This is a genomic window from Mycolicibacterium sp. XJ879 (genome assembly GCF_053483935.1).
Genome location: NZ_JBEFTH010000005.1, coordinates 370,212 through 394,148, shown reverse-complemented (window position 1 = coordinate 394,148; position 23,937 = coordinate 370,212). Strand labels below are relative to the sequence as shown.

General features: G+C 67.2%; 26 protein-coding genes. 13 read left to right on the top strand and 13 right to left on the bottom strand.

Going from position 1 to position 23,937, the window contains the following annotated elements; translation table 11 throughout:
- The first annotated feature begins 39 nt into the window (after positions 1–39).
- The 3 genes from ABQF13_RS14755 to ABQF13_RS14745 are packed head-to-tail and all read left to right on the top strand — an operon-like array spanning position 40 to position 5,868.
- Positions 40–1,791: an ABC transporter ATP-binding protein gene (locus tag ABQF13_RS14755; protein ID WP_448393484.1), complete on the top strand. Its 1,752-nt coding sequence runs from the start codon at positions 40–42 to the stop codon at positions 1,789–1,791.
- Positions 1,788–3,686 carry an ABC transporter ATP-binding protein gene (locus ABQF13_RS14750; protein ID WP_448393483.1) on the top strand — a complete coding sequence of 633 codons (1,899 nt, stop codon included), beginning with the start codon at positions 1,788–1,790 and terminating at the stop codon, positions 3,684–3,686. Before ABQF13_RS14755 ends, ABQF13_RS14750 begins: the two co-directional genes overlap by 4 nt.
- Positions 3,687–3,705: 19 nt before the next feature.
- On the top strand, positions 3,706–5,868 hold the full coding sequence (locus ABQF13_RS14745) for a molybdopterin-containing oxidoreductase family protein (protein WP_448393482.1): 2,163 nt from the start codon (positions 3,706–3,708) through the stop codon (positions 5,866–5,868).
- Here the strand turns inward: ABQF13_RS14745 and ABQF13_RS14740 are convergent.
- Both ABQF13_RS14740 and ABQF13_RS14735 read right to left on the bottom strand, forming a co-directional pair.
- The gene (locus tag ABQF13_RS14740) at positions 5,865–6,440 is read right to left on the bottom strand and encodes an ATP-binding transcription factor AbmR (RefSeq protein ID WP_448393481.1); all 576 of its coding nucleotides are present in this window, start codon (positions 6,438–6,440) and stop codon (positions 5,865–5,867) included. The genes ABQF13_RS14745 and ABQF13_RS14740 overlap by 4 nt on opposite strands.
- Before the next feature lie 123 nt (positions 6,441–6,563).
- Entirely contained in the window at positions 6,564–6,767 is a 204-nt protein-coding gene (locus tag ABQF13_RS14735) for a hypothetical protein (RefSeq protein ID WP_448393480.1), read from the bottom strand.
- Between the two features lie 37 nt (positions 6,768–6,804).
- Here ABQF13_RS14735 and ABQF13_RS14730 point away from each other — a divergent pair, with 37 nt between their 5' ends.
- Positions 6,805–7,641, top strand: coding sequence for an AIM24 family protein (locus ABQF13_RS14730; RefSeq protein WP_448393479.1), 837 nt, complete (start codon positions 6,805–6,807; stop codon positions 7,639–7,641).
- Here ABQF13_RS14730 and dtd read toward each other — a convergent pair whose 3' ends face one another.
- Positions 7,642–8,076, bottom strand: coding sequence for a D-aminoacyl-tRNA deacylase (dtd, locus tag ABQF13_RS14725; protein WP_448393478.1), 435 nt, complete (start codon positions 8,074–8,076; stop codon positions 7,642–7,644).
- Positions 8,077–8,161: 85 nt separating this feature from the next.
- Here dtd and ABQF13_RS14720 point away from each other — a divergent pair, with 85 nt between their 5' ends.
- Together ABQF13_RS14720 and ABQF13_RS14715 are read left to right on the top strand one after the other, a co-directional pair.
- Positions 8,162–8,368, top strand: a complete 207-nt coding sequence (locus tag ABQF13_RS14720) for a heavy-metal-associated domain-containing protein (RefSeq protein ID WP_448393477.1) — start codon at positions 8,162–8,164, stop codon at positions 8,366–8,368.
- A 1-nt stretch (position 8,369) separates the two neighbouring features.
- Positions 8,370–10,571, top strand: a complete 2,202-nt coding sequence (locus ABQF13_RS14715) for a heavy metal translocating P-type ATPase (protein ID WP_448393476.1) — start codon at positions 8,370–8,372, stop codon at positions 10,569–10,571.
- Here the strand turns inward: ABQF13_RS14715 and ABQF13_RS14710 are convergent.
- Both ABQF13_RS14710 and ABQF13_RS14705 read right to left on the bottom strand, forming a co-directional pair.
- Positions 10,555–10,959: a hypothetical protein gene (locus ABQF13_RS14710; RefSeq protein WP_448393475.1), complete on the bottom strand. Its 405-nt coding sequence runs from the start codon at positions 10,957–10,959 to the stop codon at positions 10,555–10,557. The genes ABQF13_RS14715 and ABQF13_RS14710 overlap by 17 nt on opposite strands.
- A 14-nt stretch (positions 10,960–10,973) precedes the next feature.
- On the bottom strand, positions 10,974–12,089 hold the full coding sequence (locus ABQF13_RS14705) for an adenylate/guanylate cyclase domain-containing protein (RefSeq protein WP_448393474.1): 1,116 nt from the start codon (positions 12,087–12,089) through the stop codon (positions 10,974–10,976).
- 40 nt (positions 12,090–12,129) lie between these two features.
- On the opposite strand from ABQF13_RS14705, the gene ABQF13_RS14700 reads away from it, so the two are divergent.
- Complete coding sequence (locus ABQF13_RS14700) at positions 12,130–12,624, top strand: DNA-deoxyinosine glycosylase (RefSeq protein WP_448393473.1); 495 nt, start codon at positions 12,130–12,132, stop codon at positions 12,622–12,624.
- A gap of 101 nt (positions 12,625–12,725) precedes the next feature.
- On the opposite strand, the gene ABQF13_RS14695 is transcribed toward ABQF13_RS14700, so the two are convergent.
- Together ABQF13_RS14695 and ABQF13_RS14690 are read right to left on the bottom strand one after the other, a co-directional pair.
- Positions 12,726–14,102 (bottom strand): amidase, encoded by a 1,377-nt coding sequence (locus ABQF13_RS14695; RefSeq protein ID WP_448393472.1) that lies wholly within the window; start codon positions 14,100–14,102, stop codon positions 12,726–12,728.
- A gap of 18 nt (positions 14,103–14,120) precedes the next feature.
- The gene (locus tag ABQF13_RS14690; RefSeq protein ID WP_448393471.1) at positions 14,121–14,954 is read right to left on the bottom strand and encodes an AraC family transcriptional regulator; all 834 of its coding nucleotides are present in this window, start codon (positions 14,952–14,954) and stop codon (positions 14,121–14,123) included.
- Positions 14,955–14,981: 27 nt separating this feature from the next.
- Between ABQF13_RS14690 and ABQF13_RS14685 the strand changes: the two genes are divergently transcribed.
- From ABQF13_RS14685 to ABQF13_RS14675, 3 genes are read left to right on the top strand one after another with little or no spacing between them, the layout of a single operon-like run.
- Positions 14,982–15,446 (top strand): VOC family protein, encoded by a 465-nt coding sequence (locus ABQF13_RS14685; RefSeq protein ID WP_448393470.1) that lies wholly within the window; start codon positions 14,982–14,984, stop codon positions 15,444–15,446.
- Between the two features lie 16 nt (positions 15,447–15,462).
- Positions 15,463–15,900 carry an HIT family protein gene (locus ABQF13_RS14680; RefSeq protein ID WP_448393469.1) on the top strand — a complete coding sequence of 146 codons (438 nt, stop codon included), beginning with the start codon at positions 15,463–15,465 and terminating at the stop codon, positions 15,898–15,900.
- A 4-nt stretch (positions 15,901–15,904) separates the two neighbouring features.
- Positions 15,905–16,357 carry a nitroreductase family deazaflavin-dependent oxidoreductase gene (locus ABQF13_RS14675; protein ID WP_448393468.1) on the top strand — a complete coding sequence of 151 codons (453 nt, stop codon included), beginning with the start codon at positions 15,905–15,907 and terminating at the stop codon, positions 16,355–16,357.
- A 63-nt stretch (positions 16,358–16,420) separates the two neighbouring features.
- Here the strand turns inward: ABQF13_RS14675 and ABQF13_RS14670 are convergent, their stop codons facing one another.
- Together ABQF13_RS14670 and ABQF13_RS14665 are read right to left on the bottom strand one after the other, a co-directional pair.
- Positions 16,421–17,458, bottom strand: coding sequence for an LLM class flavin-dependent oxidoreductase (locus ABQF13_RS14670; protein ID WP_448393583.1), 1,038 nt, complete (start codon positions 17,456–17,458; stop codon positions 16,421–16,423).
- Positions 17,459–17,465: 7 nt separating this feature from the next.
- On the bottom strand, positions 17,466–18,722 hold the full coding sequence (locus tag ABQF13_RS14665; RefSeq protein WP_448393467.1) for an FAD-dependent oxidoreductase: 1,257 nt from the start codon (positions 18,720–18,722) through the stop codon (positions 17,466–17,468).
- Positions 18,723–18,775: 53 nt separating this feature from the next.
- On the opposite strand from ABQF13_RS14665, the gene ABQF13_RS14660 reads away from it, so the two are divergent.
- Positions 18,776–19,429, top strand: a complete 654-nt coding sequence (locus tag ABQF13_RS14660) for a TetR/AcrR family transcriptional regulator (protein WP_448393466.1) — start codon at positions 18,776–18,778, stop codon at positions 19,427–19,429.
- On the opposite strand, the gene ABQF13_RS14655 is transcribed toward ABQF13_RS14660, so the two are convergent.
- Positions 19,368–20,192, bottom strand: coding sequence for a uracil-DNA glycosylase (locus ABQF13_RS14655; protein WP_448393465.1), 825 nt, complete (start codon positions 20,190–20,192; stop codon positions 19,368–19,370). The genes ABQF13_RS14660 and ABQF13_RS14655 overlap by 62 nt on opposite strands.
- Positions 20,193–20,254: 62 nt before the next feature.
- Here ABQF13_RS14655 and ABQF13_RS14650 point away from each other — a divergent pair, with 62 nt between their 5' ends.
- Both ABQF13_RS14650 and ABQF13_RS14645 read left to right on the top strand, forming a co-directional pair.
- Positions 20,255–21,505 carry a multidrug efflux MFS transporter Tap gene (locus tag ABQF13_RS14650; protein WP_448393582.1) on the top strand — a complete coding sequence of 417 codons (1,251 nt, stop codon included), beginning with the start codon at positions 20,255–20,257 and terminating at the stop codon, positions 21,503–21,505.
- Positions 21,506–21,663: 158 nt separating this feature from the next.
- Positions 21,664–21,819: a hypothetical protein gene (locus ABQF13_RS14645; protein ID WP_448393589.1), complete on the top strand. Its 156-nt coding sequence runs from the start codon at positions 21,664–21,666 to the stop codon at positions 21,817–21,819.
- Here ABQF13_RS14645 and ABQF13_RS14640 read toward each other — a convergent pair.
- The 3 genes from ABQF13_RS14640 to ABQF13_RS14630 all read right to left on the bottom strand — a co-directional run bounded on the left by ABQF13_RS14640 (position 21,816) and on the right by ABQF13_RS14630 (position 23,848).
- Positions 21,816–22,142 carry a LuxR C-terminal-related transcriptional regulator gene (locus tag ABQF13_RS14640; RefSeq protein WP_448393464.1) on the bottom strand — a complete coding sequence of 109 codons (327 nt, stop codon included), beginning with the start codon at positions 22,140–22,142 and terminating at the stop codon, positions 21,816–21,818. The genes ABQF13_RS14645 and ABQF13_RS14640 overlap by 4 nt on opposite strands.
- Before the next feature lie 196 nt (positions 22,143–22,338).
- Positions 22,339–22,749 (bottom strand): hypothetical protein, encoded by a 411-nt coding sequence (locus ABQF13_RS14635; RefSeq protein ID WP_448393463.1) that lies wholly within the window; start codon positions 22,747–22,749, stop codon positions 22,339–22,341.
- A 289-nt stretch (positions 22,750–23,038) separates the two neighbouring features.
- Positions 23,039–23,848 carry an AAA family ATPase gene (locus ABQF13_RS14630; protein WP_448393462.1) on the bottom strand — a complete coding sequence of 270 codons (810 nt, stop codon included), beginning with the start codon at positions 23,846–23,848 and terminating at the stop codon, positions 23,039–23,041.
- Positions 23,849–23,937 lie beyond the last annotated feature (89 nt).

Below are 23,937 nucleotides of genomic sequence, written 5' to 3'. Positions count from 1 at the left end.
ATCAGACGGTGACCGCAACCGGTGTGCGACAGTAGCCAGATGTTGTGGGCGCTGCTGCGACAGTATGCGCGGCCGTACCGGCGGCTGCTCGCTACCGTCGCGCTGCTTCAGGTGATCAGCACGCTGGCCTCGTTGTACCTGCCCACGGTCAACGCGGCCATCATCGACGAGGGCGTGGCCAAGGGCGATCTGGCCACCATCGTGGAACTGGGTGGGGTGATGCTCGCCGTCACCGCCCTGCAGGTGCTCTGCGCGGTAGGTGCGGTGTTCTTCGGGTCGCGGGCGGGCATGGGGTTCGGCCGTGATCTGCGCTCGGCGATGTTTCACCACGTGACGAGCTTTTCCGCCGAGGAGACGGCACGCTTCGGCGCGCCGTCGCTGCTGACCCGCACCACCAACGACGTCCAACAGATCCAGGTGCTAGTGCAGCTGACCTGCACCATGCTGATCACCGCGCCGATCATGTCCATCGGCGGCATCGTCATGGCCATGCACCTCGACGTCGGCCTGTCGTGGCTGCTGGCGGTCGCCGTGCCCGTGCTGGCCGCGGCCAACTACTGGATCGTCTCGCGTCTGCTGCCGGTCTTCCGGCGCATCCAGCGCCAGATCGACGGCGTCAACCGGGTGATGCGCGACCAGCTCGCCGGTATCCGGGTGATCCGCGCGTTCGCCCGGGAAGCCTTCGAACGCAACCGCTTCGCCGAAGCCAACCACGCGTTGGCCGACACCGCGGTGGAAGCGGGCCGCTGGCAAGCGCTGATGTTGCCGGTGACGACGCTGGTCATCAACGTCTCCAGCGTCGCGCTGATCTGGTTCGGCGGCTTGCGCATCGATGCCGGACAGATGCAGGTCGGCGCCTTGATCGCGTTCTTGTCCTACTTCATGCAGATTCTGATGGCGGTGCTGTTGGCGACGTTCATCCTCGTCATCGTTCCCCGGGCATCGGTGTGCGCCGAACGAATCACCGAGGTGCTGTCCACCGAACCACAGATCACCAGCCCGCCACATCCGGTAAGGCCGGCCGCGATCGGCGGCCAGATCCAGCTGCAGTCAGCGACGTTTCAGTATCCCGGGGCTGAACGCCCGGTGCTGCAGGATGTTTCGTTGATCGCGCAGCCGGGGACGACGACGGCCGTCGTCGGCTCCACCGGATCGGGCAAGTCGACGCTGCTGGCGCTGATCTGCCGGCTGTATGACGTGACGTCGGGTTCGGTGCGCATCGACGGCGTCGACGTCCGCGACTACGACCCCGAGCAGCTGTGGTCGACGATCGGCCTTGTGCCCCAGCGCGGCTACCTGTTCTCCGGCACGGTGGCCGACAACCTGCAACTGGGCGTGTCGCCCGGCCAGGTGGCCACCGTTGACGAGATGTGGGAAGCGCTGCGGGTGGCCGCCGCCGACGACTTCGTCCGCGCCCACCCCGACGGGCTGTCGATGCGGGTCGCCCAGGGCGGCATCAACTTCTCCGGCGGGCAACGGCAACGGCTGGCCATCGCTCGTGCGGTCATCCGCCGGCCCGCGATCTATCTGTTCGACGACGCCTTCTCGGCGCTCGATGTACACACCGACCTGCGGGTGCGGACCGCATTGCGTGACGTATCGTCGGCCGCAACGGTCATCCTTGTGTCGCAGCGGATTTCGACGGTCGCCCAAGCCGATCAGATCGTCGTCGTCGACGACGGCCGCGTGGTGGGCGTCGGCACCCACGAGATGCTGTTGACCCAGTGCGCGCAGTACGCGCAGTTCGCCGACTCACAATCGCTGAGCGCCGGCGTCGGGGGTGCGCAATGACCGGGCCGATGGCGCGGCCCATCCGCGGTGTGGTGCAGGCCCCGACCGAACGGTCGCGCGACTTCACCGGTTCGGCTGTCCGGCTGGTGAAATGGCTGACGCCGCAGCGCGCACTGGCCACGACTGTGATCCTGTTGGGTATCGGCGGCATCGCGATCAGCGTGATCGGGCCGCGGATCCTCGGGCACGCCACCGACTTGTTGTTCAACGGTGTGATCGGACGGCAACTGCCTGCGGGGCTCACCAAACAGCAGGCGATCGATGCCGCGCGCGCCCGCGGTGACAACACCTACGCCGACCTGCTCTCCGGTATGGACGTCGTACCGGGTCGTGGCGTCGACTTCGGCGCCGTCGGCCGCACCCTGCTCCTTGCCCTCGGCCTGTATCTGATTGCTGCGCTGTTGGTCTGGCTGCAGTTTCGGATCCTCAACGTTGTGGTGCAGCGGACGATGGTGAAGCTGCGTTCTGACGTCGAGGACAAGGTGCACCGGATGCCGTTGTCCTACTTCGATTCCCGTCAGCGCGGCGAGGTGCTCAGCCGGGTCACCAACGACGTCGACAACATCCAGACGTCGCTGTCGATGACCATCAGCCAGCTCATGACCTCGGTGCTGACCGTGTTCGCGGTGCTGGTGATGATGTTGACGATCTCACCGCTGCTGACGCTGCTCACGGTGGTGACCGTGCCGTTGTCGCTGTGGGCCACCAAGGCGATCGCGCGCCGGTCGCAGCGGTTGTTCGTTGCGCAGTGGACCAACACCGGGCGGCTCAACGCCCACATCGAGGAGACCTACAGCGGCTTCACGATTGTCAAGACCTTCGGTCACCGTGCCAAGGCCACCGAACAGTTCGGTGAGTTCAACGACGACGTGTATCGGGCCAGCGTCGGTGCGCAGTTCTTCTCCGGTCTCGTCGGGCCCGCCACCACGTTCATCGGCAACCTCAGCTATGTCGCCGTCGCGGTGGTCGGCGGTCTGCAGGTGGCCACCGGGCAGATAACCCTCGGCAGCATTCAGGCGTTCATCCAGTACGTCCGCCAGTTCAACCAGCCGCTGACCCAGGTGGCTGGGATGTACAACACGCTGCAGTCCGGCATCGCCAGCGCGGAACGGGTTTTCGATTTGTTGGACGCAGAGGAGGAGACCCCGGCTGGCGAGGGCCGGTCGCGCAGCGCTGTGAAGGGGCGGGTGGAGTTCGAGAATGTCAGCTTCGGCTACCGTCCCGGCGTCCCGGTGATCCAGGACGTATCACTGGTGGCCGAACCGGGCAGCACGGTGGCGATCGTCGGGCCGACCGGCGCCGGCAAGACGACGCTGGTGAACCTGCTGATGCGGTTCTACGAAGTCGACGCCGGACGCATCCTCGTCGACGGAGTGGACATTTCGACGGTGAGCCGAGCCTCGCTGCGGTCCCGGATCGGAATGGTGCTGCAGGACACCTGGCTGTTCGGCGGCACGATCTACGAGAACATCGCCTATGGCCGGCCTGACGCAGGTGAAGACGAGGTGATCGCGGCCGCCAAGGCCGCCCACGTGGACCGGTTCGTCCACACGCTGCCCGACGGATATCAGACCCGGGTCAGCGACGACGGCGGCAACATCAGCGCGGGCGAAAAGCAGCTGATCACCATCGCCAGGGCGGTGCTGGCGCAACCGCGACTGCTGGTTCTCGACGAGGCGACCAGTTCGGTGGATACCCGCACCGAGCTGTTGATCCAGCAGGCGATGGCCGAGCTACGCCGGGACCGCACGAGTTTTCTTATCGCACACCGGCTCTCGACGATACGCGATGCGGACCTGATCGTGGTGTTGGATGCGGGCCGCATCGTCGAACGGGGCAGCCACGCCGAGTTACTGGCTAAGCGTGGTGCTTATTGGGCCATGACGCAGGTGTAGTCGTCGTAACCTCGATCCGATGAGCGAAACGGTGTACACGTTCTGCCGGTACTGCCTGGCGTCGTGTGGTCTAGAGGTGACGGTCGATCACAACCGCATCACCAAGATCGCGGCCGACAAACAGAACCCGCACTCGTGGCGGGACTTCTGCGCCAAGGGGCGCACCGCCAACCAGGTCGTCGAGCATCCGCGCCGGATCCTCAACCCGATGCGCCGCGTCGGCGACACCTACGTCGAGGCCACCTGGGAAGAGGCCATCGCCGATATCGCCGCCAGGATGAACGCGCTCATCGACGCCGGCGGACCGGACAGCGTCGCCGTTTACTACGGCAACCCGGCCGGCTTTTCGTCGTCGAACGTCATCTTCATGAACGGCTGGCTTGACGCGATCGGCACCCAGAACCGTTATGCGGTGGGCTCAGTCGACCAGAACGCCATGCACGTGGTGGCTGAAGCGATGTACGGGTCGATCCTGATGGCGCCGGTGTCCGACATCGACAACTGCGATTACTTCCTGCTGGTCGGCACCAACCCCGCGGTGAGCGCGTGGAACTGGCTGGAAACCGTGCCGAACGGATGGCGTCGTGCGCTGGCGCGCCAGAAGCAGGGCGCCAAGATCGTGATCGTCGATCCGTTGCGCACCGAGAGCGTCGAGAAGGCCGACGTTCATCTGGCAGTGCGGCCCGGCCAGGACTGGGCGCTACTGTTGGCGCTGGTCAAGGTCATTCTCGACGATGGCCTCGAGCATCGCCTGGATTGCGCTGAACTCGCCACCGGGTTCGACGATTTGCGAACGTTGGTCGCCGACGCCGATCTCGACGACCTGGCCGCGCGGTGCGATCTGTCCCGCCGGGAGATCGAGCAGGTGGCACGCGAGTTCGCCGCCGCGCGCGGCGCAATGGTGGTGACCCGAACGGGTGTGTCGATGCACCGGACCGGAACCGTCGCCGAGTGGCTGGGCCACGTGCTCAACGTGATCACCGGGCGGATGGACCGTCCCGGCGGTCGCAGGTACGAACCGGGTTACGTCGACGCCCTCCGGATGGCGGGCATGGTCAAGGCCAAGCCGCACCGCAGCCGGCTGCTCGGCCGCGAGATGGTCGCCGGCGCGCACGCCTTGTCCGAACTGCCCGATGAGATCACCACAGCCGGCCGCGGCCAGATTCGCGCCCTGGTCATCAACAGCGGCAACCCGGTGGTGTCCGGGCCCGACGGGGCGCGCCTCGACAACGCGCTGGCGCAGTTGGATCTTTTGGTGGCCATCGATTTCGTGCAGCGCGAGAGCCATCGCCATGCGCATTGGCTGCTGCCCGCGGTGCACTGGCTCGAACGCGACGACTTGCTGGCGTTCACCAGCAACATGCACGACGAGCCGTACCTGCAGTACGGGGAGCGGGCCGTGCAGCCGCCACCCGGTGCGCGCGAGGAGTGGCGCATCTTCACCGACCTCGCGATCGCGATGAACGCGCCGCTGTTTGGGGCCAAGGGGCTCAACGGCTTCATCAAGGCGACCCGCAGGTTGGCCGCCATCACCGGGCGGCCGAGGCTGGAGTTCGGCCCGCACTGGATCGACCGGCTGGTGGTCGCGACAGGCCGTAAGTTCAACGGCCGCCGGATCAAATGGCGCGATGTCATATCCCACCCGCATGGAATGGTGTTGGGGCCAAGGGAGTTCGGACATTTCCGGAGGGCGCTGCGTACCGACGACAAGAAGGTGCACGCCGCGCCACCGGAATTCGTCGAGCGAGCCCGCGAGTTGCTCGCCGCACCGCCCCCCGAGGCGCCGCTGGGCTATCCGTTCCAGCTGGCCAACCGGCGCCACCGCCATTCGATGAACTCATGGCTCAACGATGTGCCCGGCCTGCATCCGGGCGGTAAGGGCAACGACGTCGTCATCCATCCCAAGGACGCCGCCGATCTCGGTGTCGCCGACGGCGATCTGGTGCGGGTGTTCTCACCGGTCGGCGCGGTCGAAATGAAGGCGGTGCTCAGCGACTGCCCGCGCCAGGGCGTCGTCATCATCGACCATGGCTGGGGCTCACGGGTTTTCGACCCGCGCGGTGGAGCGCAGCCGGTGTCGCACGGAGTCAACCGCAACCTGCTCATTGCCGGCGGGGCGGTGGACCCGCTGTCACAGACCGCCCCGTTGAGTTCGTCGTATGTCGGGGTCGAACGCGTCTAGAGCTGCGGTCCCTGGGCGCGCAGGTCGTCGACGTTGCGCATCGCCTCCCGCAGCTGGCCCAGCCATTCGTCGGCATGCTCCCCGACCAGCCGCACGGACCACGCCAGCGCATCGGAGCGCGAGCGCGCCACCCCGGCGTCGACCAGCGTGTCGAGCACCTGACGCTCGGGCTGCCGCAGCCGCGTCATGACCGGTACGGCGAGGCGGGTGAACAGAATCCGTTCATAGGTTTCCCCGTCGCCGGCCCGGATCTCTACGCCCCAGGCCACCTTGCGCGCGTAGCGCGCTTCGGCTTCGTCGGCGATGCGCATGCGCTCGGAGCGAGTTTCCTCGCGGAACCGCGCCACCCGGCCCGACGCGTGGGCCTCGCTCTCCGATGTCTCGGTGCCTTCGGCGTCGGGCAGACGCCCGATGACGGTGACCTCCTCGCGGTCGACGACAACGGCCGGGTCGCCGTCGAACCAGCCCTGCGGTAGTCGGCCGGCGAACCAGTCGGGTGCCTCGCTGGCGTCGGCTTGCGGTGTCGGCTGCCAGCCGCCGGGTCGGCGGCGGCCGTGAACAGTATGTCTCATGATTACATGATTACACTGTTACATCGCTGGTGGTACGGCTTTGCTTACCGCGAAACTGCAAATTCGCAGGACAAGTGCCAGTAGGCTGCGGATTTGCAATCTCGCGGGCTAAGGCGCGCGAGATTAGTTGCGCTGGCGCAGCACGACCGCGGCGCCGCCGGCCACCGCGGCGATCAACAGCAGGATGGCCAACGCCGGGCTGACCAGCCACCACACCAGTCCCACCGCGACGAGCACCGGTGACACCGCGAACAGCACCATCGCCGGGTGCTGCTTGATCACTGCGAGCGCGCCGCGGGCACGGGTCCGATCGATTTCCTTCGCCATGTGACCAGGATGCCAGTGCGTGCCTAGATTTGTTGCCATGACGGGACCACGCGACAGCGCAAGTTGGCGTCCCGACCCGGAGGGACGTTACGAGTACCGCTGGTGGGACGGCCAGCGGTGGACCGATCAGGTGTCACATCAAGGCCAGGTCGGGCGGGCCCCGTTGGGCACGCCTGCGCAGGCCGTACCGTCGGGCGGTGAGTTCGAGGGCATCTCAGGCGATCTCGTCGACGGCCGGTTCAGCGAGAAAGAGGCCAAGGCGATCGCGAACCAGAACACGAAGATGCTGCGCGTACGCCTCGGCGAGCCGTTCATGGCCCGGCAGGGGTCCATGGTCGCCTACCAGGGCAATGTGGACTTCGCGTTCGAGGGCGGCGGGGCGTCGAAGTTCCTCAAGAAGGCGTTGACCGGCGAAGGCCTTCCGCTGATGCGCTGCCAAGGCCAGGGCGACGTCTTCCTCGCCGACCGCGCGTTCGACGTGCACCTGCTGAACCTCACCAATTCCGGGCTGTCGATCAGCGGAAAGAACGTACTGGCGTTCTCGTCGAGCCTGGACTGGAACATCGAACGGGTGAAGGGCGGCAGCATCGCGACGGGCGGGCTGTTCAACACCACGCTGCGCGGCACCGGCTGGGTGGCGCTGACCACCGACGGTCCGCCGGTGGTGCTCAACGCCGCCGAGGCGCCGACGTTCGCCGACACCAACGCGGTGGTGGCGTGGTCGGCAAACCTGCAGACGCAGCTGAAGATGAGCTTCAAGGCGGGTGCGCTGATCGGCCGCGGCTCCGGCGAAGCCGTGCAGGTGTCGTTTTACGGGCCGGGTTTCGTGATCGTGCAGCCCTCGGAGGGCGTCGCGGTTACGCCGGCCCAGTAGTCACAACTCGAGCAGCAGCGTCACCGGGCCGTCGTTGACGAGTTCGACGCGCATGTGCGCGCCGAACACGCCGGTCGCAACCTGCGCGCCGAGCGCCCGCAAGGCGTCGGCGAAGGCGTCCACCAGCGGCTCGGCGACGGGACGGGGCGCCGCGGCGTTCCAGGCGGGCCGCCTGCCCTTGGCGGTGTTGGCGTACAACGTGAACTGGCTGACGACCAGGATCGGCGCACCGACGTCAGATGCGGACTTCTCGTCGTCGAGAATCCTTAGCTGCCATAGCTTTTCGGCGAGTCGCGCGGACTTGGCCGCGTCGTCGTCGTGGGTGACGCCGACGAGCGCGAGTAGGCTCTGCCCACCGGGGCGCGACACCTCTCCGACCACCGCGCCGTCGACCTTCACCGCGGCCGAAACCACCCGTTGCACCAGGACACGCATGACCGCAGATGCTGCCACGCACGTCGCAGCCGCGGCCCCCCGGCCTCGGTTGCATACCCCATGGGGGTATGGGTACGCTGGAGTCATGAGCACAACGACCATCACCGTGACCGGGATGACCTGCGCCCACTGCGCCGCGTCGGTCCGTGAGGAGATCGGCGAGATCGCAGGTGTCCGAGCCGTCGACGTTGACGTCGAAAGCGGCGCGGTGACCATCGACAGCGATACCCCGGTCGACCGCGGCGTAATCCAGAGCGCCGTCGAAGAAGCCGGCTACCAGCTGGCCGGCTGACATGTCGACGATCGAGCTGTCGATCGACGGTATGACGTGTGCGTCCTGCGCCAACCGGATCGAGAAGAAACTCAACAAAATTGACGGCGTGAGTGCGACCGTTAACTTCGCGACCGAGAAAGCGCGCATCACCTACAACGACGACGTGGCACCGGAGTCCTTGGTGCGTACGGTCGAAGCGGCCGGTTACCAGGCGCATCTGCCCGCCACCGAGGACCGCGCTGCCGCGGCGGAGGAAGACCCAGCCGCGGCGTTGCGACGCCGGCTGCTGATCTCGTTGGCGCTGACGGTTCCGGTGATCGCGATGGCGATGGTGCCTGCACTGCAGTTTCCGAACTGGCAGTGGTTGTCGCTGACGCTGGCCGCGCCCGTGGTTGTCTGGGGCGGGTGGCCCTTCCACCAGGCCGCCTGGGCCAATCTGCGGCACCGCACCGCGACGATGGACACGCTGATCTCGATGGGCACCCTGGCGGCGTTCGGATGGTCGATCTACGCGCTGTTCTGGGGCACCGCGGGTGTTACGGGCATGACCCACCCCTTCGAGTTAACGATCAGCCCGTCCGACGGCAGCGGCAATATCTATCTCGAGGTGGCGGCCGGGGTGACGACATTCGTTTTGGCAGGGCGGTATTTCGAAGCCCGAGCCAAGCGCCGGGCGGGTGCGGCGCTTCGCGCGCTGCTGAAACTGGGCGCCAAAGACGTCGTTGTCGTCAGAAACGGTGCAGAACAACGCATTCCGCTCGAACAATTGGTGGTTGGAGACCAGTTCGTGGTGCGTCCGGGCGAGAAGGTGGCCACCGACGGTGTTGTCGTCGAAGGTGATTCGGCGGTGGACGCGTCGATGTTGACGGGCGAGTCGGTGCCCGTTGACGTCGGTCCTGGCGATCAGGTGATCGGTGCGACGATCAACGTCGACGGCCGGCTGTTGGTGCGGGCCAACCGGGTCGGCTCCGACACCCAGCTGGCGCAGATGGCCCGGCTGGTCGAAAATGCGCAGAACGAAAAGGCCCGGGTGCAGCGGCTGGCCGACCGGATCTCGGGCGTCTTCGTGCCGATCGTCATCGCGTTGTCGCTGGCGACACTCGGATCCTGGCTGGTCACAACGGGATCAGCCGCAACCGCGTTCACCGCTGCGGTGGCAGTACTGATCATCGCGTGCCCGTGTGCGCTGGGGCTGGCCACGCCGACAGCGCTCATGGTCGGTACCGGCCGCGGCGCACAGCTGGGCATTCTGATCAGGGGCCCTGAGGTGTTGGAGTCCACGCGGCGCATCGACACCATCGTGTTGGACAAGACCGGCACGGTCACCACCGGGTTGATGACGCTGCTCGACGTGATCGCTGCGGACGGCGAGGAACCCGAGCAGGTGCTGCGCTTCGCGGGCGCGCTGGAGAACAACTCCGAACATCCGATCGCCAAGGCGATCGCCACCGCCGCACGCGACAAGCTCGGTGAACTGCCCGTCGCGCAAGAGTTCACCAACCTGCGCGGTCTCGGCGTGCAGGGTGCGGTCGACGGACACACCGTCGTGGTCGGCAGGAAGCGGTTGGTGGTCCCGGTTTCCGATGTGCTCGATCAGGCCGTGCGGCGCGCGGAAGCGGAAGGGCGCACCGCCGTCGTCGTCGGGTGGGACGGCACCGCACGCGGCGTGCTGGTGGTCGCCGATGCGGTCAAGTCCACATCCGCCGACGCCATCGCGGAACTGCGCGCGCTCGGGCTGACGCCGATGATGCTGACCGGCGACAACCGGGCAGCCGCCGAGACGGTGGCGCACCAGGTCGGCATCGGCGAGGTGATCGCGGAGGTACTGCCCCACGAGAAGGTCGATGCGGTCAAACGGCTGCAGTCCGACGGCAGGGTCGTGGCGATGGTCGGCGACGGCGTCAACGACGCCGCGGCGCTGGCGCAGGCCGATCTGGGTCTGGCGATAGGCAGCGGCACCGACGTCGCCATCGAGGCCAGCGACCTGACGCTGGTGCGCGATGACCTGCGTGCCGTCCCCGACGCGATCCGGCTGTCGCGCAAGACGTTGGCAACCATCAAAGGCAACTTGTTCTGGGCGTTCGCCTACAATGTCGCCGCGCTGCCGTTGGCCGCCGCCGGGCTACTGAACCCAATGATCGCAGGCGCCGCAATGGCTTTCAGCTCTGTCTTCGTGGTCAGCAACAGCCTGCGACTGCGCGGTTTCACAGCGTCGCGGTAACCGGGCCCAGCAACAGGCAGTTCGGGTCGGTGGTGAAATCGAACATCGCGCCACAGCCCCGCCCCGACGAGACGTACGTGGTGCCAGGCTGATACGGCTCGTACACCTGCGCCGTGCCGGCACCCCTGGACTGTGTGCACTTGCCCGGACCGCCTTGGACGTGCAGGCACGCCACACCGAACTTCGGCTCGAACATGCCCGCACAGCCGACGGGGGTCACGGTGGCCGTGACCATGTCGGCGCCCGACACCTGCACGACCTGCGGGGGTGACAGCGTGAAGTTGCACGGTCCCGGCAGCGGTGGTGGTTGCGCGTGCGCGGTGGCTGCGCTCGCCATACCGGCCAGCGCGACGGTCGATACCCAAAGAGCCGTGGCCGCTCGGATCATGTGTGGATGGTATGTCAGCCGGCTTCTCGTCGGGCCCGGAACAGCTTGACGTCGCCCTTGACGCCCTTGAGCCGACGCGCACCCGCGAATGACCATGCGAACCCGTCGGCCGAGCCGATCACGTCGCGCGCGCTCTCGGCGACAAGCACGGAGTCCGGGCGTGCCACGCTCGTCACGCGACTGGCCACGTTCACCGGGCTACCGAACCAGTCGCCGGCCCTGCTGACGGCAGAGCCAAGCGCGAGGCCGATGCGCAGTGCCGGGAAGTCCTCGTACTTGTCCGCTGCGGCAAGCAGTTCGAGCGCCGTGTCGAGCAACGCCACCGGATCGGTGCTGACCAGCATCACCGCGTCCCCGATGGTCTTGACGAACCGGACCGGCGGTGTGACCGCGTCGCGGGTCAGGTTGGCCAGCCGGCTGGCCAGGGTTTCCAGTTCCTCCGGCGGCACCGCCTCGCCGAGGCGGGTGAAACCGACGAGGTCGGCGAACATCACGGCGATCGTGCGTGCACCGGGCAATGCGCCTGCGGCGCGTTCAGCGGTGCTGACGGCCTCGGTTTCCAACGTGTGCCGCAGCTGGATGTGCAGCACGTCGTCGCACAGCGGGCCCAACAGCGGCGAGACCTGCCGCACCAGGCTCTCGTAGGCCTGCGCGAGCTGCAGTTCGGTGGCGCCGGGGGTGATCACCGCCTCGAGCACGACTTCACGCATGGCTTCGGCGGTCTGCGCGAGGCCGTGGCCGAGCACCCTGGCCACCGAGACCACCTGCTCTCGGCTCAACCCCATGTCCAGGAAGACCTTCGCGCGCACAGCCGCTTCGCTGTCGGCGCGCAGATGCACGACGGCATCGGGGTCATCGGCGCGGGGCAGCCCCAGGGCGGACTGCAAGGCCTCCAGCAGTTCCAGGTCGATACCGGTTTCTTCGCAGATCTGTCGCGCCGAGACGTGCACGCCGTCGTTGCCGACGAGACGGCCTGCCGGCAGCAGCATCGGCGAGACCTCGCCCCGGATCTGCTCGACGGTGAAACCCTGGCCCGACAGCCATTCGATCAGCTCGGCGCGTTCGGTGCGGGCGTCGCCGTCGAGGCCATCGAGCAGCCCGGACGCCGCGATGTCGAGATCATCGGCCACCGGCCCAACGTATACCCCGGCGCCGTGTCATATTCGACTCATGGCCACGCTGCTGCTGCACGGGTTCCCACCGATCATCGCGGAGGGCGCGCACACGCTGATCCTCGGCAACATGCCGAGCGCGATGTCGTTGGCCGTGCAGCAGTACTACGGCAACCCGCGCAACGCGTTCTGGCGGATCAGCGGTGAGATTTTCGGATTCGGCGCCGACGATCCGTACGACGAGCGGATCGCCGCGCTGACCGCGCACGGGATAGCGGTGTGGGATGTGCTGCGGTCTTGCTGGCGGGTCGGCAGCCTCGATTCCGCGGTGGAACGGAACAGCATGGTGCCCAACGATTTTCAGAAGCTGTTCGCCGAGTATCCGGGTATCGCCCGGGTGCTGTTCAACGGAGCGGCAGCGGAGAAGAACTACCACCGTCTCGTCGGCGCCGCACCGGCTCTGCGGAATCACCGGCTGCCGTCGACCAGCCCCGCGCAGACGATGCGCTTCGAAGACAAACTGGCGGCCTGGCGTTCGGTCATCCGCGGCTAGCTGCGGCGAGCGTGCGGCAAACTCGCGCATTTTGACGGCGTGTCGGCCCGCTGGGCCCACCGCGAAGCGCGGGGAACACGCACGCTCGCGAAAAATTGGGGTCAGGACACCGGCGGGCGGCGGTGCGCCCACGGCCGCGCCTTCTCGATCTGTGCGCTCAGCGACAGCAGCGTGGTCTCGTCGAACGCGCGGCCGACCAACTGAATCGACGTCGGCACACCGGCGCCGTCCACATCCCACGGCACGACGGCCGCGGGCTGTCCCGTCACGTTGAAGATCGCCTGAAACGGTACGCGTGCGGCCACCAGGGCCAGGGTCGACATCGCTCCTCGGCGTTGGTAGGCGCCGATGCGCGACGGTCCGGTCGCGGTGCCGGGCGTGAGGACAACGTCGACATCGTCAAAGATCGACTGGACATGTTCGGCGAGTTGGCTTTCCGTGCCGCGGATACGACGCATCCGCTGATCGGAGATCAGGCCGCCGACCCTGGCGAACGCCCGGGTGCGCGCTTCGAGCAGCTCGGGGTGCGGAAGCGTCTGCACGTCGTCGTAGACGCCTTTGAAGTAGCGGGCCAACGCGTGGGCCACCGCCGTGCGCGGATAGTGCGGATCCGCGACGATCACGTCGTGGCCGAGCTCGCGCAACAGCGCACCAGCCTCGTGCACGGCGGCCCGCTGCGCCTTGCCGATCGGTGCGACCAACGGCGGTGGAACCTTGGTGCTCAACGCAATCCGCAGCCGACCCGGCTCCTTGCCTACCGCAGCGACGAACCCCGATTCGCCGGCCGCCACGTCAAGGAACAGCGCGGCATCCTCGACGGTTCTGGCGATCGGCCCGTTGACGCTCAACCCGTTCCACGCATCGTCGTGCGGCGCCATCGGCACCCGATCCCGCTGGGGTTTGATGCCGAACAATCCACACCACGTCGAGGGGATGCGGATCGACCCCATGCCGTCGGATCCCAGCGCCATCGCCGTCAGGCCCGCCGCGACCGCCGCGCCGCTGCCTCCGCTGCTACCACCCGGGGTGTAGTCGGTGTTCCACGGATTGCGCGTCGCGCCGTACGTAATGGTCTCGGTGAACGGCCAGATCGTCATCTCGGGCACCGCGGTCTTGCCGATGATCACCGCGCCCGCGTCACGCAACCTTCGCACCACCTCGGCGTCCCTGGTACGCGCGGGGCCGTGGGCCGCGCTGCCGTACGTCGTCGTCGCGCCGGCGACATCGACATCGTCCTTGATGGCGATCGGCACGCCAAGCAGCGGAAGCCGCTCCCCCGCGTTGAGCCGATCCTGCGCGACACCGGCTTCCTGGCGTGCCGAGTCGGCGAGGACGACGCGATAGGTCCTCAGCAGTGGGTCGAGCTGCGTGATGCGGTTCAGGTAGCGCTCCAGCAACTCCGGAGCGGTGATCGTGCCCGCCGCCAGTCGCCTGGCTTGTTCGGCGGCACCTGCGAAAGCGAGCTCACGGGTGTCCATCCGCGGCAGCGTAGCGGCTCAGGCCCCGTAACGGGTGGCGTATTCGCCGGGTGTGCAACCCAGCATGGCGCGAAAGTCGTTGATGAAATGGGCTTGGTCGTACCAGCCGAGGCGAGCCGCGAGGTCGGCGAAGTCCACGTCGGCGTGGCTTTCAATCGCCAGCACGGCGTGCTGCAGCCGGTAGCGGCACAACACCCACTTGACGGGCACTCCGACATAACGGCGGACGATGCGCTGCGTCGTTCGGGGGCTCCACGGGGAAAGCTGCATCACCTGCTCTACGCGGTGTAGCTGACCGTCGTCACGGATCCGGTCGAGCAACGCGGTCACGGCTTGGTACGTGGGGTTCAGCGGTCCGTCATACGCACCGATCGCATTGTCCAGACCTTTCGATGCCGCGCCGATTTCATCGTCGAGATCGATTGGCTCGTCGAACAACTCGGCGTCGACCGGCGCTATGCGGCCGGTGAACTCGGCGGCGTCGCGGCCGAACCGGGCGGCGAACCCGCCGGGCAAGAACCGCGCGCCGACGACGGTGCCGCGCGCGGCGATCGTCGTGTGAAAGACCCGTTCGACCACGCCGTGCACCAACGTGTTCGGTAACGAGAAGCCGTGCCGTGGGCTGTCATCTCCCCACTCGTGGGTGATGTGCATCGAAGGAAAGGTGATCACCGTGCTGTCGAACGGCTCTTGGTCACGAAGGTCCCACTGCACCGACCAGAAGTATTCGACGAACCGGGCCGTCGCATCGGACGGAGCCCACTTGTCCAGGTCGAACGTCGACGCGGTGTGCGCCCGGCCGACCACGCCGCGCATGGGCGCACCGGTTGTCGCATTTTTCCAAGCACCCATGCGTGTCAGGCTACGAGACTTGCCGACATGAGCGTGAAACCGATTCCTGAGGGATACACCAGCCTGACCCCGTTCCTGTGCGTCGACGGCGCGGCGGACGCCATCGACTTCTACGTGTCGGTGTTCGGCGCGACGGTCGTCGACCGGATGGACGGCCCCGACGGCGTGGTGCACGCCGAACTGGATTTCGGCAACGGCCGGCTCCAGCTCGGTGACCCCGCGCAGGCCTATGACATCGCCGCACCCGATCCCAGCGCCGCGGCCACCCATTCCCTCGCGCTGTATTGCCCAGACGTCGACGCTGTCGTCGTCAAGGCCGAGCGCGCGGGCGCCACCGTTCGTGAGCCCGCGCAGACCTTCGTCACCGGTGACCGGTTCGCGTCGATCCTCGACCCATTCGGCCAGCGCTGGACGGTGATGACTCGGGTCGAGGACGTCTCACCCGAGGAACGCGACCGCCGGCTGGCCGAGTGGGCAACGGCGAACACATAACCGCTAACGTGGCGGAATGTCTTGTGTGTTCTGCCAGATCGTCGCCGGTGAGGCCCCGGCCATCCGGATCTACGAGGACGACGGCTACCTCGCCGTGCTCGACATCCGACCGTTCACCCGGGGTCATACGCTGGTCATTCCCAAGCGTCACACGGTCGATCTGACCGACACCCCGCCGGAGACCGTCGCGGCGATGGTCAAGCTCGGCCAACGCATCGCGCGGGCCGCCCGAAACTCCGGGCTGCACGCCGACGGCAACAACGTCGTGATCAACGACGGAAAGGCCGCGTTCCAAACCGTGTTCCACATTCACCTGCACGTGTTGCCGCGTCGCTCCGGCGACAAGCTCTCCTTTGCCAAGGGCATGCTGCTGCGCCACGATCCCGACCGTGAGGAGAGCGGACGGCTGCTGCGGGAGGCACTGGCGCAACTCGACGAGGCTGCGCAAGACTGAGCACATGAGCATGCCCCTGTGGGAGCGATACATCGGCCTGCCGATGCTGAGGCTGCACGACAAGATCTACAAAAGGACCAACGGCCGCATCGGGCACCGCATCCTGCCCGGTACCCCGCCCAACCTGCTGCTGCACACCGTCGGCGCCAAGACCGGGATCCAGCGCACCAACTCGTTGACCTACGCCAAGGACGGTGACAGTTACCTCGTTGTCGCGTCCAAGGGTGGGGATCCCAAATCCCCGGGCTGGTACCACAATCTGAAGGCCGACCCGAACGTCGAGATCAACGTCGGGCCCAAGCGGTTCGCGGTGACGGCCAAGCCGGTGCTTGCCGACGATCCCGACTACCCGCGGCTGTGGCGCATCGTCAACGAGAACAACGCCGACCGCTACCAGAACTACCAGAAGCGGACGTCGCGCCAGATTCCCGTCGTCGTTCTGACGCCTCGAGGTTGACTCTGCACACAGGGCGCAAATTCCGCGGCATTCACGCCCTCACCGCAGAGTCGATGCCTGGTGTCAGAACAGTTCTTTGGCGAGCAGTTCCAACGTCTTGTCGCGCGCGGGCGCGGTGGCCGGGTCGGTGCCGCGTCGCGCGGAGGCGACCGGGTTGACCATGATCTCGTCGACGTCGAACTCGGCGGCCAAGGCGCGCATCTGCTCGGCTGCTTGCGCCGGGGTGCCGACGACCGCACGCTGTAAGGCGTCTTCGGCGATCCGCTGCGCGTGCGGCGTCAACGTCGCCGCTTCGGCGTCCTCGACGATCTCAAGCGGACCGAGGGGTTGGCCCGTGCGAAGCTGCACCATCATGTGCAGGTTCGGCAACATCAAAGCCCTTGCCTCCTCCGGCGTTTCAGCCACCACCGCGTTGACGGTCAGGAAGGTCACCGGTTCAGGAGTGTGATCGCTGGGGCGGAACCTCGATCGGTACGCCTCGAGCGCCTCGGCGGTGCCCTTACCGGAGAAATGGTGGGCGAACACGTACGGCAACCCCTTGACCGCGGCCAGGTGCGCCGAGTACATCGACGAGCCCAGCAGCCACAGTTTCGGCACCGTCACCGCGGCCGGGGTGGCCTTGAGGATGTAGCGCTCGTTGGGGATCGGTACCCGCACGCCGCGCTGACCCATCAGCGCGACGAGATCGTCGAGATAGTCAGGGAACGCTTCGATGTCGCGATCATCGCGACCGGCGGCGTTGCGCAGGGCCCAGGAGGTCACCGGGTCCGAACCGGGTGCCCGGCCGATGCCCAGGTCGATGCGCCCGGGATGGGCGGCCTCCAACAACGCGAACTGCTCGGCCACGGCAAGCGGTGCGTGGTTGGGCAGCATCACACCACCCGAGCCCACCCGGATATGTGTCGTGTGGGCAGCCAGGTGCGCGATCAGCACCGGCGGGCTGGTCGCCGCGACCGACGGCATGTTGTGGTGCTCTGCGACCCAGAAACGCGTGTAGCCGAGGCCGTCGGCAGTCTGCACCAGCTGCGTGGACGCCGCCAACGCAGCAGCGGTCGACTGATCGGTACGAACCGGTACGAGGTCAAGAACAGAAAGCCGCATGCTTACGTCAACGCGATGACGCACCTATACGTTCCCTGGCCGCCCTGAACAGCGCGTGCGCATCGGGTTGCTCCTGCAGCAACCGCTGGATCGGACGAAGTGCCCGTTCCACGCGGACGAAGCGCATCGCCACCTCACGAGCCACCGCCAACAGCCTGCTGCGGCGAAACATCAGCGAGGCCAGGCGGCGCGAGTTGTCTTGGGCGGCCTCGACGCGTGGACGCTGGACGCGTTCGTAGCCGCGCAGCAGGTCCGCCAGGTCGATGTCGTCGCACTGGCGCAGCAGTTGGCACAGCGTCCACGCCGACTCCATCGCCATACCCGCTCCGATCCCGGCGGTGGGTAAAAACCCTGCGGCGGCGTCGCCGAGCAGCACCGTGCGCCCGGTGGCCCACGTCGGCGCCCGACAGTCGGTCAACGCCCAGTAGTACGGTTCGGGATCGTCGAGCACCGCCTGCAGTGCACGCTGCAGCCGTGGGCTGATCTCGTCGAGCTGGCGGCGGATTTGCGCAACGAAAGCGGCCGGTCCCGCCGCCGTATCGGCGCGCGGGCCGCCGACGAACACGCCGACTTCGTCTTTGACGGGGTACAGGGCGGCGAAAAATCCTGCGCCCCACCACTCTTCGCCGAGGTCTGGGTCACCGGCCGGGTCGTTGCTCGGAGCCCAAACCACCCAGCCACCCCATCCGGTGTCGACCACCGCCGTCGACTGCGGAGGAAGTACCAATCCCCTGGTCTCCGAATGCATTCCGTCGGCGATGATGACGAAATCGAAGGCCAGCCGGTGGGTGCCCTCAGGGGTGCGCACCGACACCTCGACGTTTTCGGATTTCTCCGTCAGCTCGATGACCGTGGAGCCGAAGGTGACCGGGCACCCGTCGCCGGACAGCACGTCGATGAGCACACCGCGGGCGATGCCCCGATAGTCGCCGAACCTCTCGAGGATCGCCGACATCGAATCCTCCCGCAGCTTGCGTCCGGTGTGCCCGTGCACGGCGTAGCGCTTCAGCGGCGTGCTGGCCGCCCGGTAGCGCTCGTGTACCCCCAGATCGTCGAGCACAACGTCGACCATGGGCATCAGCGCCAGCATGTAGCCGGCCGACGAGCCCTGGTCACCCCGCTCGATGAGCACCGGCTGGTGGCCGTCGCGGCGCAGCAGTTGCGCGGCGGTCAGGCCGGCGATGCCCGCGCCGACGACGAGCACGCGCAGCGTGTCCCCGGCGGCTTGAGCATATTGTTTTTCGAGGGTGGTCGGACTGAACATATTCCCACGCTACCATTGACTGGACCATCCGGTCCACTCAGTTAGGATTAGGTGTGACCGCCAGCCGACTCAAGCGCATGCCACCGGAGCGACGCCGGCGTCTCGTCGACGTGGCTGCAGCCGAATTCGCCTTGGCTGGTTACGAAGACGCGTCGCTGAACCGCATCATCGAACGCTGCGCGATGAGCAAGAGTTCGTTCTACTACGTATTTTCGTCAAAAGCTGAGCTATTCGATTTCGTCGTCGGTGAATTAGTCGATTCGGTCGGCGCAAATATCGCTGTTCCCCATCCAGAACAATTTCGCGGGGACACATTCTGGGAGCAGCTCGAGAAGTTCTTCGCCGAGTTGGTCGACCTCTCCCAAGGCCAACAGGAGTTCCTGACGTTGGGCCGGATGTTCTACGGCGAAGCTCCCGCTGCGGCGAAGGCCGCCGTGAACGACACCCTGGCCGCGGTGCACACCTGGGTGGCCGAGGTGCTGCATGTCGGGCGGCGGTCCGGCGCGGTGCGCGACGACCTGCCCGAAGCGCTGCAAATCGCGCTGGTGTTTCGGGTTCTGCAGGTGTTCGACGAATGGACGGTGGCCCACTACGAGGAGATCGCGCAGACCGAGCTGGGCGGGCTGGCCGACGCGCAGTTCGCGACTATCCGACGGATGCTAGAGCGGCGGCCTGCCGGAACACGTCGTCGAGCATCGGCGCGGTGAGCTTGCCGGTGAACGTGTTCTGCTGGCTCGGGTGATAGCAGCCGATCAGCGTGAGGTCGCCCAGCTTCGCCGTTGCGCCGTGGCCGAATTGGGGCGCGGGCTTGGCCACCGTTCCCCCTCCGGTGCGCACCATCTGTAGTGCTGCTCGCCATGCGAACCCACCCAGCGCGATGATCACCCGCACGGTCGGGGATGTGAGCCGCCATTCGGCATCGAGCCACGGCGCACAGGTGGCCCGTTCAGCAGGCGTCGGCGCGTTACCCGGAGGCGCACATCGGACCGCAGCGGCTACCCGGGTCTCGTTGAGCCGCAACCCGTCCGCCGCGTCCACGCACAGCGCCTGATTGGCCAGCCCGGTGCGGTGCATCGCGGCGATGAGGAAATCCCCGGAGCGGTCGCCCGTGAAGACCCGGCCGGTGCGGTTCGCGCCGTGCGCCGCGGGCGCCAGCCCGACGATCATCACCCGCGGCCGCTTTGCCCCCAGCCCCGGTATGGGACGCCCCCAATAGGGTTCGCCCGCGAAGGATTTCCGCTTCAGCACAGCCACCTCTTCGCGCCACTGCACCAGCCGTGGACAGGCACGGCACACCGACATCGCGGCGTCCAACTCCTCGATGGTCTGCGCGGCGACCGCCATCGACGCCACCTGAGCAGCCGTCGTAGCCACCGCGGTGTCCGGGGTCGCCGTGTCACCGGGCCAACCGCTACCGGGTGGCACCGGGGAATCGAAGAGCTTTCCAGTACGCGGATGGGCCAACTTCACAACACCACTGTGCACGGGCGGCAAAATCAGGTGCCGACCGGCCCTGTGCGATGTTAGATACTCTGGTGAACAGCAAGCGCGGACCGATGGTGCTGATTCTGTTCTCCGCCTTGACGGCCGGCGCGGGCAACGGCATCTCCCTTATCGCGTTCCCATGGCTTGTCCTGCAGCGCAACGGGTCTGCGGTGGACGCATCGATTGTCGCCATGGCGGGGTCGCTGCCGTTGCTGGTGGCGACGATCATCGCTGGCGCGGCGGTCGACTACCTGGGTCGTCGACGGGTGTCGATGATCTCCGACGCGCTCTCTGCGCTGTCGGTGGCGGCGGTGCCGGTGCTGGCGTTGACGTTCGGCGTCGAGGCGCTCAACGTCGCGGTGCTGGCCGGCCTGGCGGCGCTGGGCGCGTTCTTCGACCCGTCGGGCATGACGGCACGCGAGACCATGCTGCCCGAAGCCGCCGAACGTGCCGAGTGGACCCTGGACCGGGCCAACAGTGCCTACGAGGCGGTGTTCAACCTCGCCTACATAGTCGGCCCGGGGATCGGCGGGCTGCTGATCGCCACCATCGGTGGGGTGAACACGATGTGGGTGACCGCCGCGGTGTTCGTGCTGTCGATCCTGGCGATGGCGGCGCTCCGGTTGGAGGGTGCGGGCAAGCCGGACCGCGGTGAGCTACCCGAAGGCGTCTGGGACGGCGTAGTCGAGGGGCTGCGTTTCGTATGGAACCTGCGGGTGCTGCGGCTGCTGGCGCTGATCGATCTCGCGGTGTTCGGGCTGTACATGCCGATGGAGAGCGTGCTGTTTCCGAAGTACTTCACCGACCGCGACGAGCCGGCACAGCTCGGGTGGGTGTTGATGGCGCTGAGTATCGGCGGTCTGGTCGGCGCCCTGGGCTACGCGGTGACATCGAAGTTCATGAGCCGACGGGTCACGATGCTGACCGCCGTGCTGACGCTGGGCATCGCGATGTCGTTGATCGCGTTCCTACCACCGTTGCCGGTGATCCTGCTGCTGTCCGCGCTCGCCGGCTTCGCCTACGGACCGATCCAACCGATCTACAACTTCGTCATGCAGACCCGCGCACCACGGCATCTGCGCGGCCGGGTGGTCGGGGTGATGGGGTCGCTCGCCTATGCCGCCGGCCCACTGGGGTTGATCGTCGCCGGCCCGTTGGCCGATGCCGCCGGGCTGCAGACGACGTTTCTGGCCTTGTCGCTGCCGATCGTGCTGCTCGGGGTCGTCGCGATCTTCCTGCCGACGCTGCGCGAGCTGGACCGCGCACCGCGGGCCGCCACCGAGCGCGTGGACCAGTGAGCGTTTCCGCTGAAACACATTGGTGTTGTTGGGCAGTTGGCGTGAGAACTACGCTCATTTTCAACACGTTTCGCCGAATTCATGGTTACCTCCATAGGTGGCCCGGTGGGGGCGGCCACCGGGATCTACTGGGTATGCGTGGAGGATTCATGGCGAGGGTGAGCGATGAAACGCTCGATGACCTGCGTAGAGAACTCGACTACTTCAAGAATCAACGGCGCCGCGGCGACGGTCACTACGCGGCGGCCTACCTTGCCGGTGCGGTAGAAACGCTGTTGGAAGAGGCCGTACCCGGTAGCGACGAGCCGCGCTAGCCAGCGACTTGACGTCCGGCCGACGGGCCCTTCCGCGCGATCGCGGCCAACTCCGCGCGGGTGCTCGCGCGCACCGACATCACCAGCCGCTCGGCGATCTCACGGTTCGACAGGCCCGCCACCACCAACTCGACGACTTCGCGTTGCCGCCCGGTCAGCGGCTGGCTGGCGGGGCCCCGCAGCGCGGGGGTGCAGAGCCCCCCGCAGGCGTCGCTGAGTTCCTCGGCCACCGCCGCGGCATAGAGCCCGCGCTTGCGCTGTTGACCGCGCGTGAAGGCGACCGCGGCCTGGGCAGCCGCGTCGGCGGCGGTGGCCCGGTCCAAGCGCAAGGTATTCGTTGGATGCCGCCATCAACCCTTCCCGTCATCTGCGGCCAACGATTCCGTATGCCGGGCAACGGCACTGGCAAGGGGTAACGCCAACTCGTCGGCCAGCTCACGTGACCGGCTTGCCCATGTGGCGTCGCCCCACTGCGCCGCGGCCTGCAGGCAGGCGACTTCGTGCGTGGGCTGCCGGCGCTCACGGGCTTGGCGTGCCGCTGACCCCACGGTCGCGATGCTCAGCGCTGTCTGCATGAACATAGTCGGATGGAACGCACGACTGAGCGCCGGCCACCGCCGCGCTGGCCGCTTCGGCCGCACCGAGCTTCGCGTGCCCCTCGGCTAAAGCAAAGTATGTGCCCGGTCGCAGACCCGTTGTCACACCATGCCTTTCGACACTGGCGAGGGCCTCGTGCATAAGCTTCACCGCGGCCTTGGCGTTTCCGCGCATCGGCTCAAAATTGCCCAACAGCGACGCCAGGTTCGCGTAGGCAAGGCTGGGGATTTCGGTCGCGGATTCGGCGAGCCGCTGCACCGTCGCGTCGCATTCACCGACCCGTCCGGCCAGGCGGCAGGCGCGCGCGTACACGCTGGCGAACCAGAACCGCATGTGCGACGCCTGAAACGGGTCGTGGCACGGTCCAGCGCCGCGTCTGCCACCGTCGTCAGTTCCTCGGCGCGCCCCAACGCGCCAAGCGCCGTGGCCAGCGCTACGGCCGCCATCATCGCGTGAAAGTCGGTTAGTAAACCGGAATCCAGTGCGGCCCTGGCCTTTTCCTCTGCGATGTCACAGCGGGCCGAGACCGCGTCTACGCACGCCTCGATCGCGGGAGCCTCGGGTGCGTCGGCCGCCGCGGCCGCCGTGGCGAAACGCTCGGCGAAGTCGAGGTCCAGAAGCGTCATCGCCTAACGCGCGGACTGCAGGTACAGCTGCGGGTCCGGGGGACAGATCGGAGTCGAGCGCCAGCAGCGCGGCGCACCAGATCGCACAGCACGTTGACGGCCGGCGGCTCACACTGCGACGTCGTCGTCGTCCCACATCCACACCCCGCATGCATGCACCGCATCCGTCCCGCGGCCACCTGGTCCTTGACGAGCTGCTGCAGAAACAGGGCGTTACCGTCGGTGAGTTTCTGCAACCGGCGGGCGCCGCCCGCGTCGACGGCGCCGCTCAGCACGTCGTCGATCATGGCGCGGGTCGGCGCTGCCGATAACGGTTCCAGGTCGAGGCGGGTCAGCAGGCCGTCCTTCCACAGCGCGGTGACGGCGTCGGGCTCGTCGGCGCCGGAACGCACGGTCACCACCAGACGGGCGTCGCGGCTCTGCGCGAGCTGGTGCACGACGTGCGCGGACAATCCGTCCAGGAGATGGGCGTCACCGACACCGATCAGCACCGGGCCCCGACGCTGTAGGGCGACAAAGGAATTGATCACGCGTCGCACATTGGGCATGGGATCGGCCATCGAATCGCCCAACACGGCGGTGAACGCGCCCAGTGGCAGCGCCCGCGCGGACTCCGTTCCGACGATCCAGTTGGTGCGCCCACCGGCGCTCTCTGCTCGGGTCAGCACCTCGCGGGCCAGCCGGGTCTTGCCCACGCCTGCAGACCCGACGATCACGACGCCGGCTGTGTTGCCACCCCCGCCGAGCGCCCGACGAATCGCAGTCAACTCGCCGTCGCGCCCTGCCAGCGGATTCCCGCTGATCACGGCGCGAGTACAACCTCTGGTCGGTTGGCGGCGTTCGGATTTCGCGAGCTCTCGTAGGATTGCCGTGTGAAGTTTGCCCTAGACGAGTT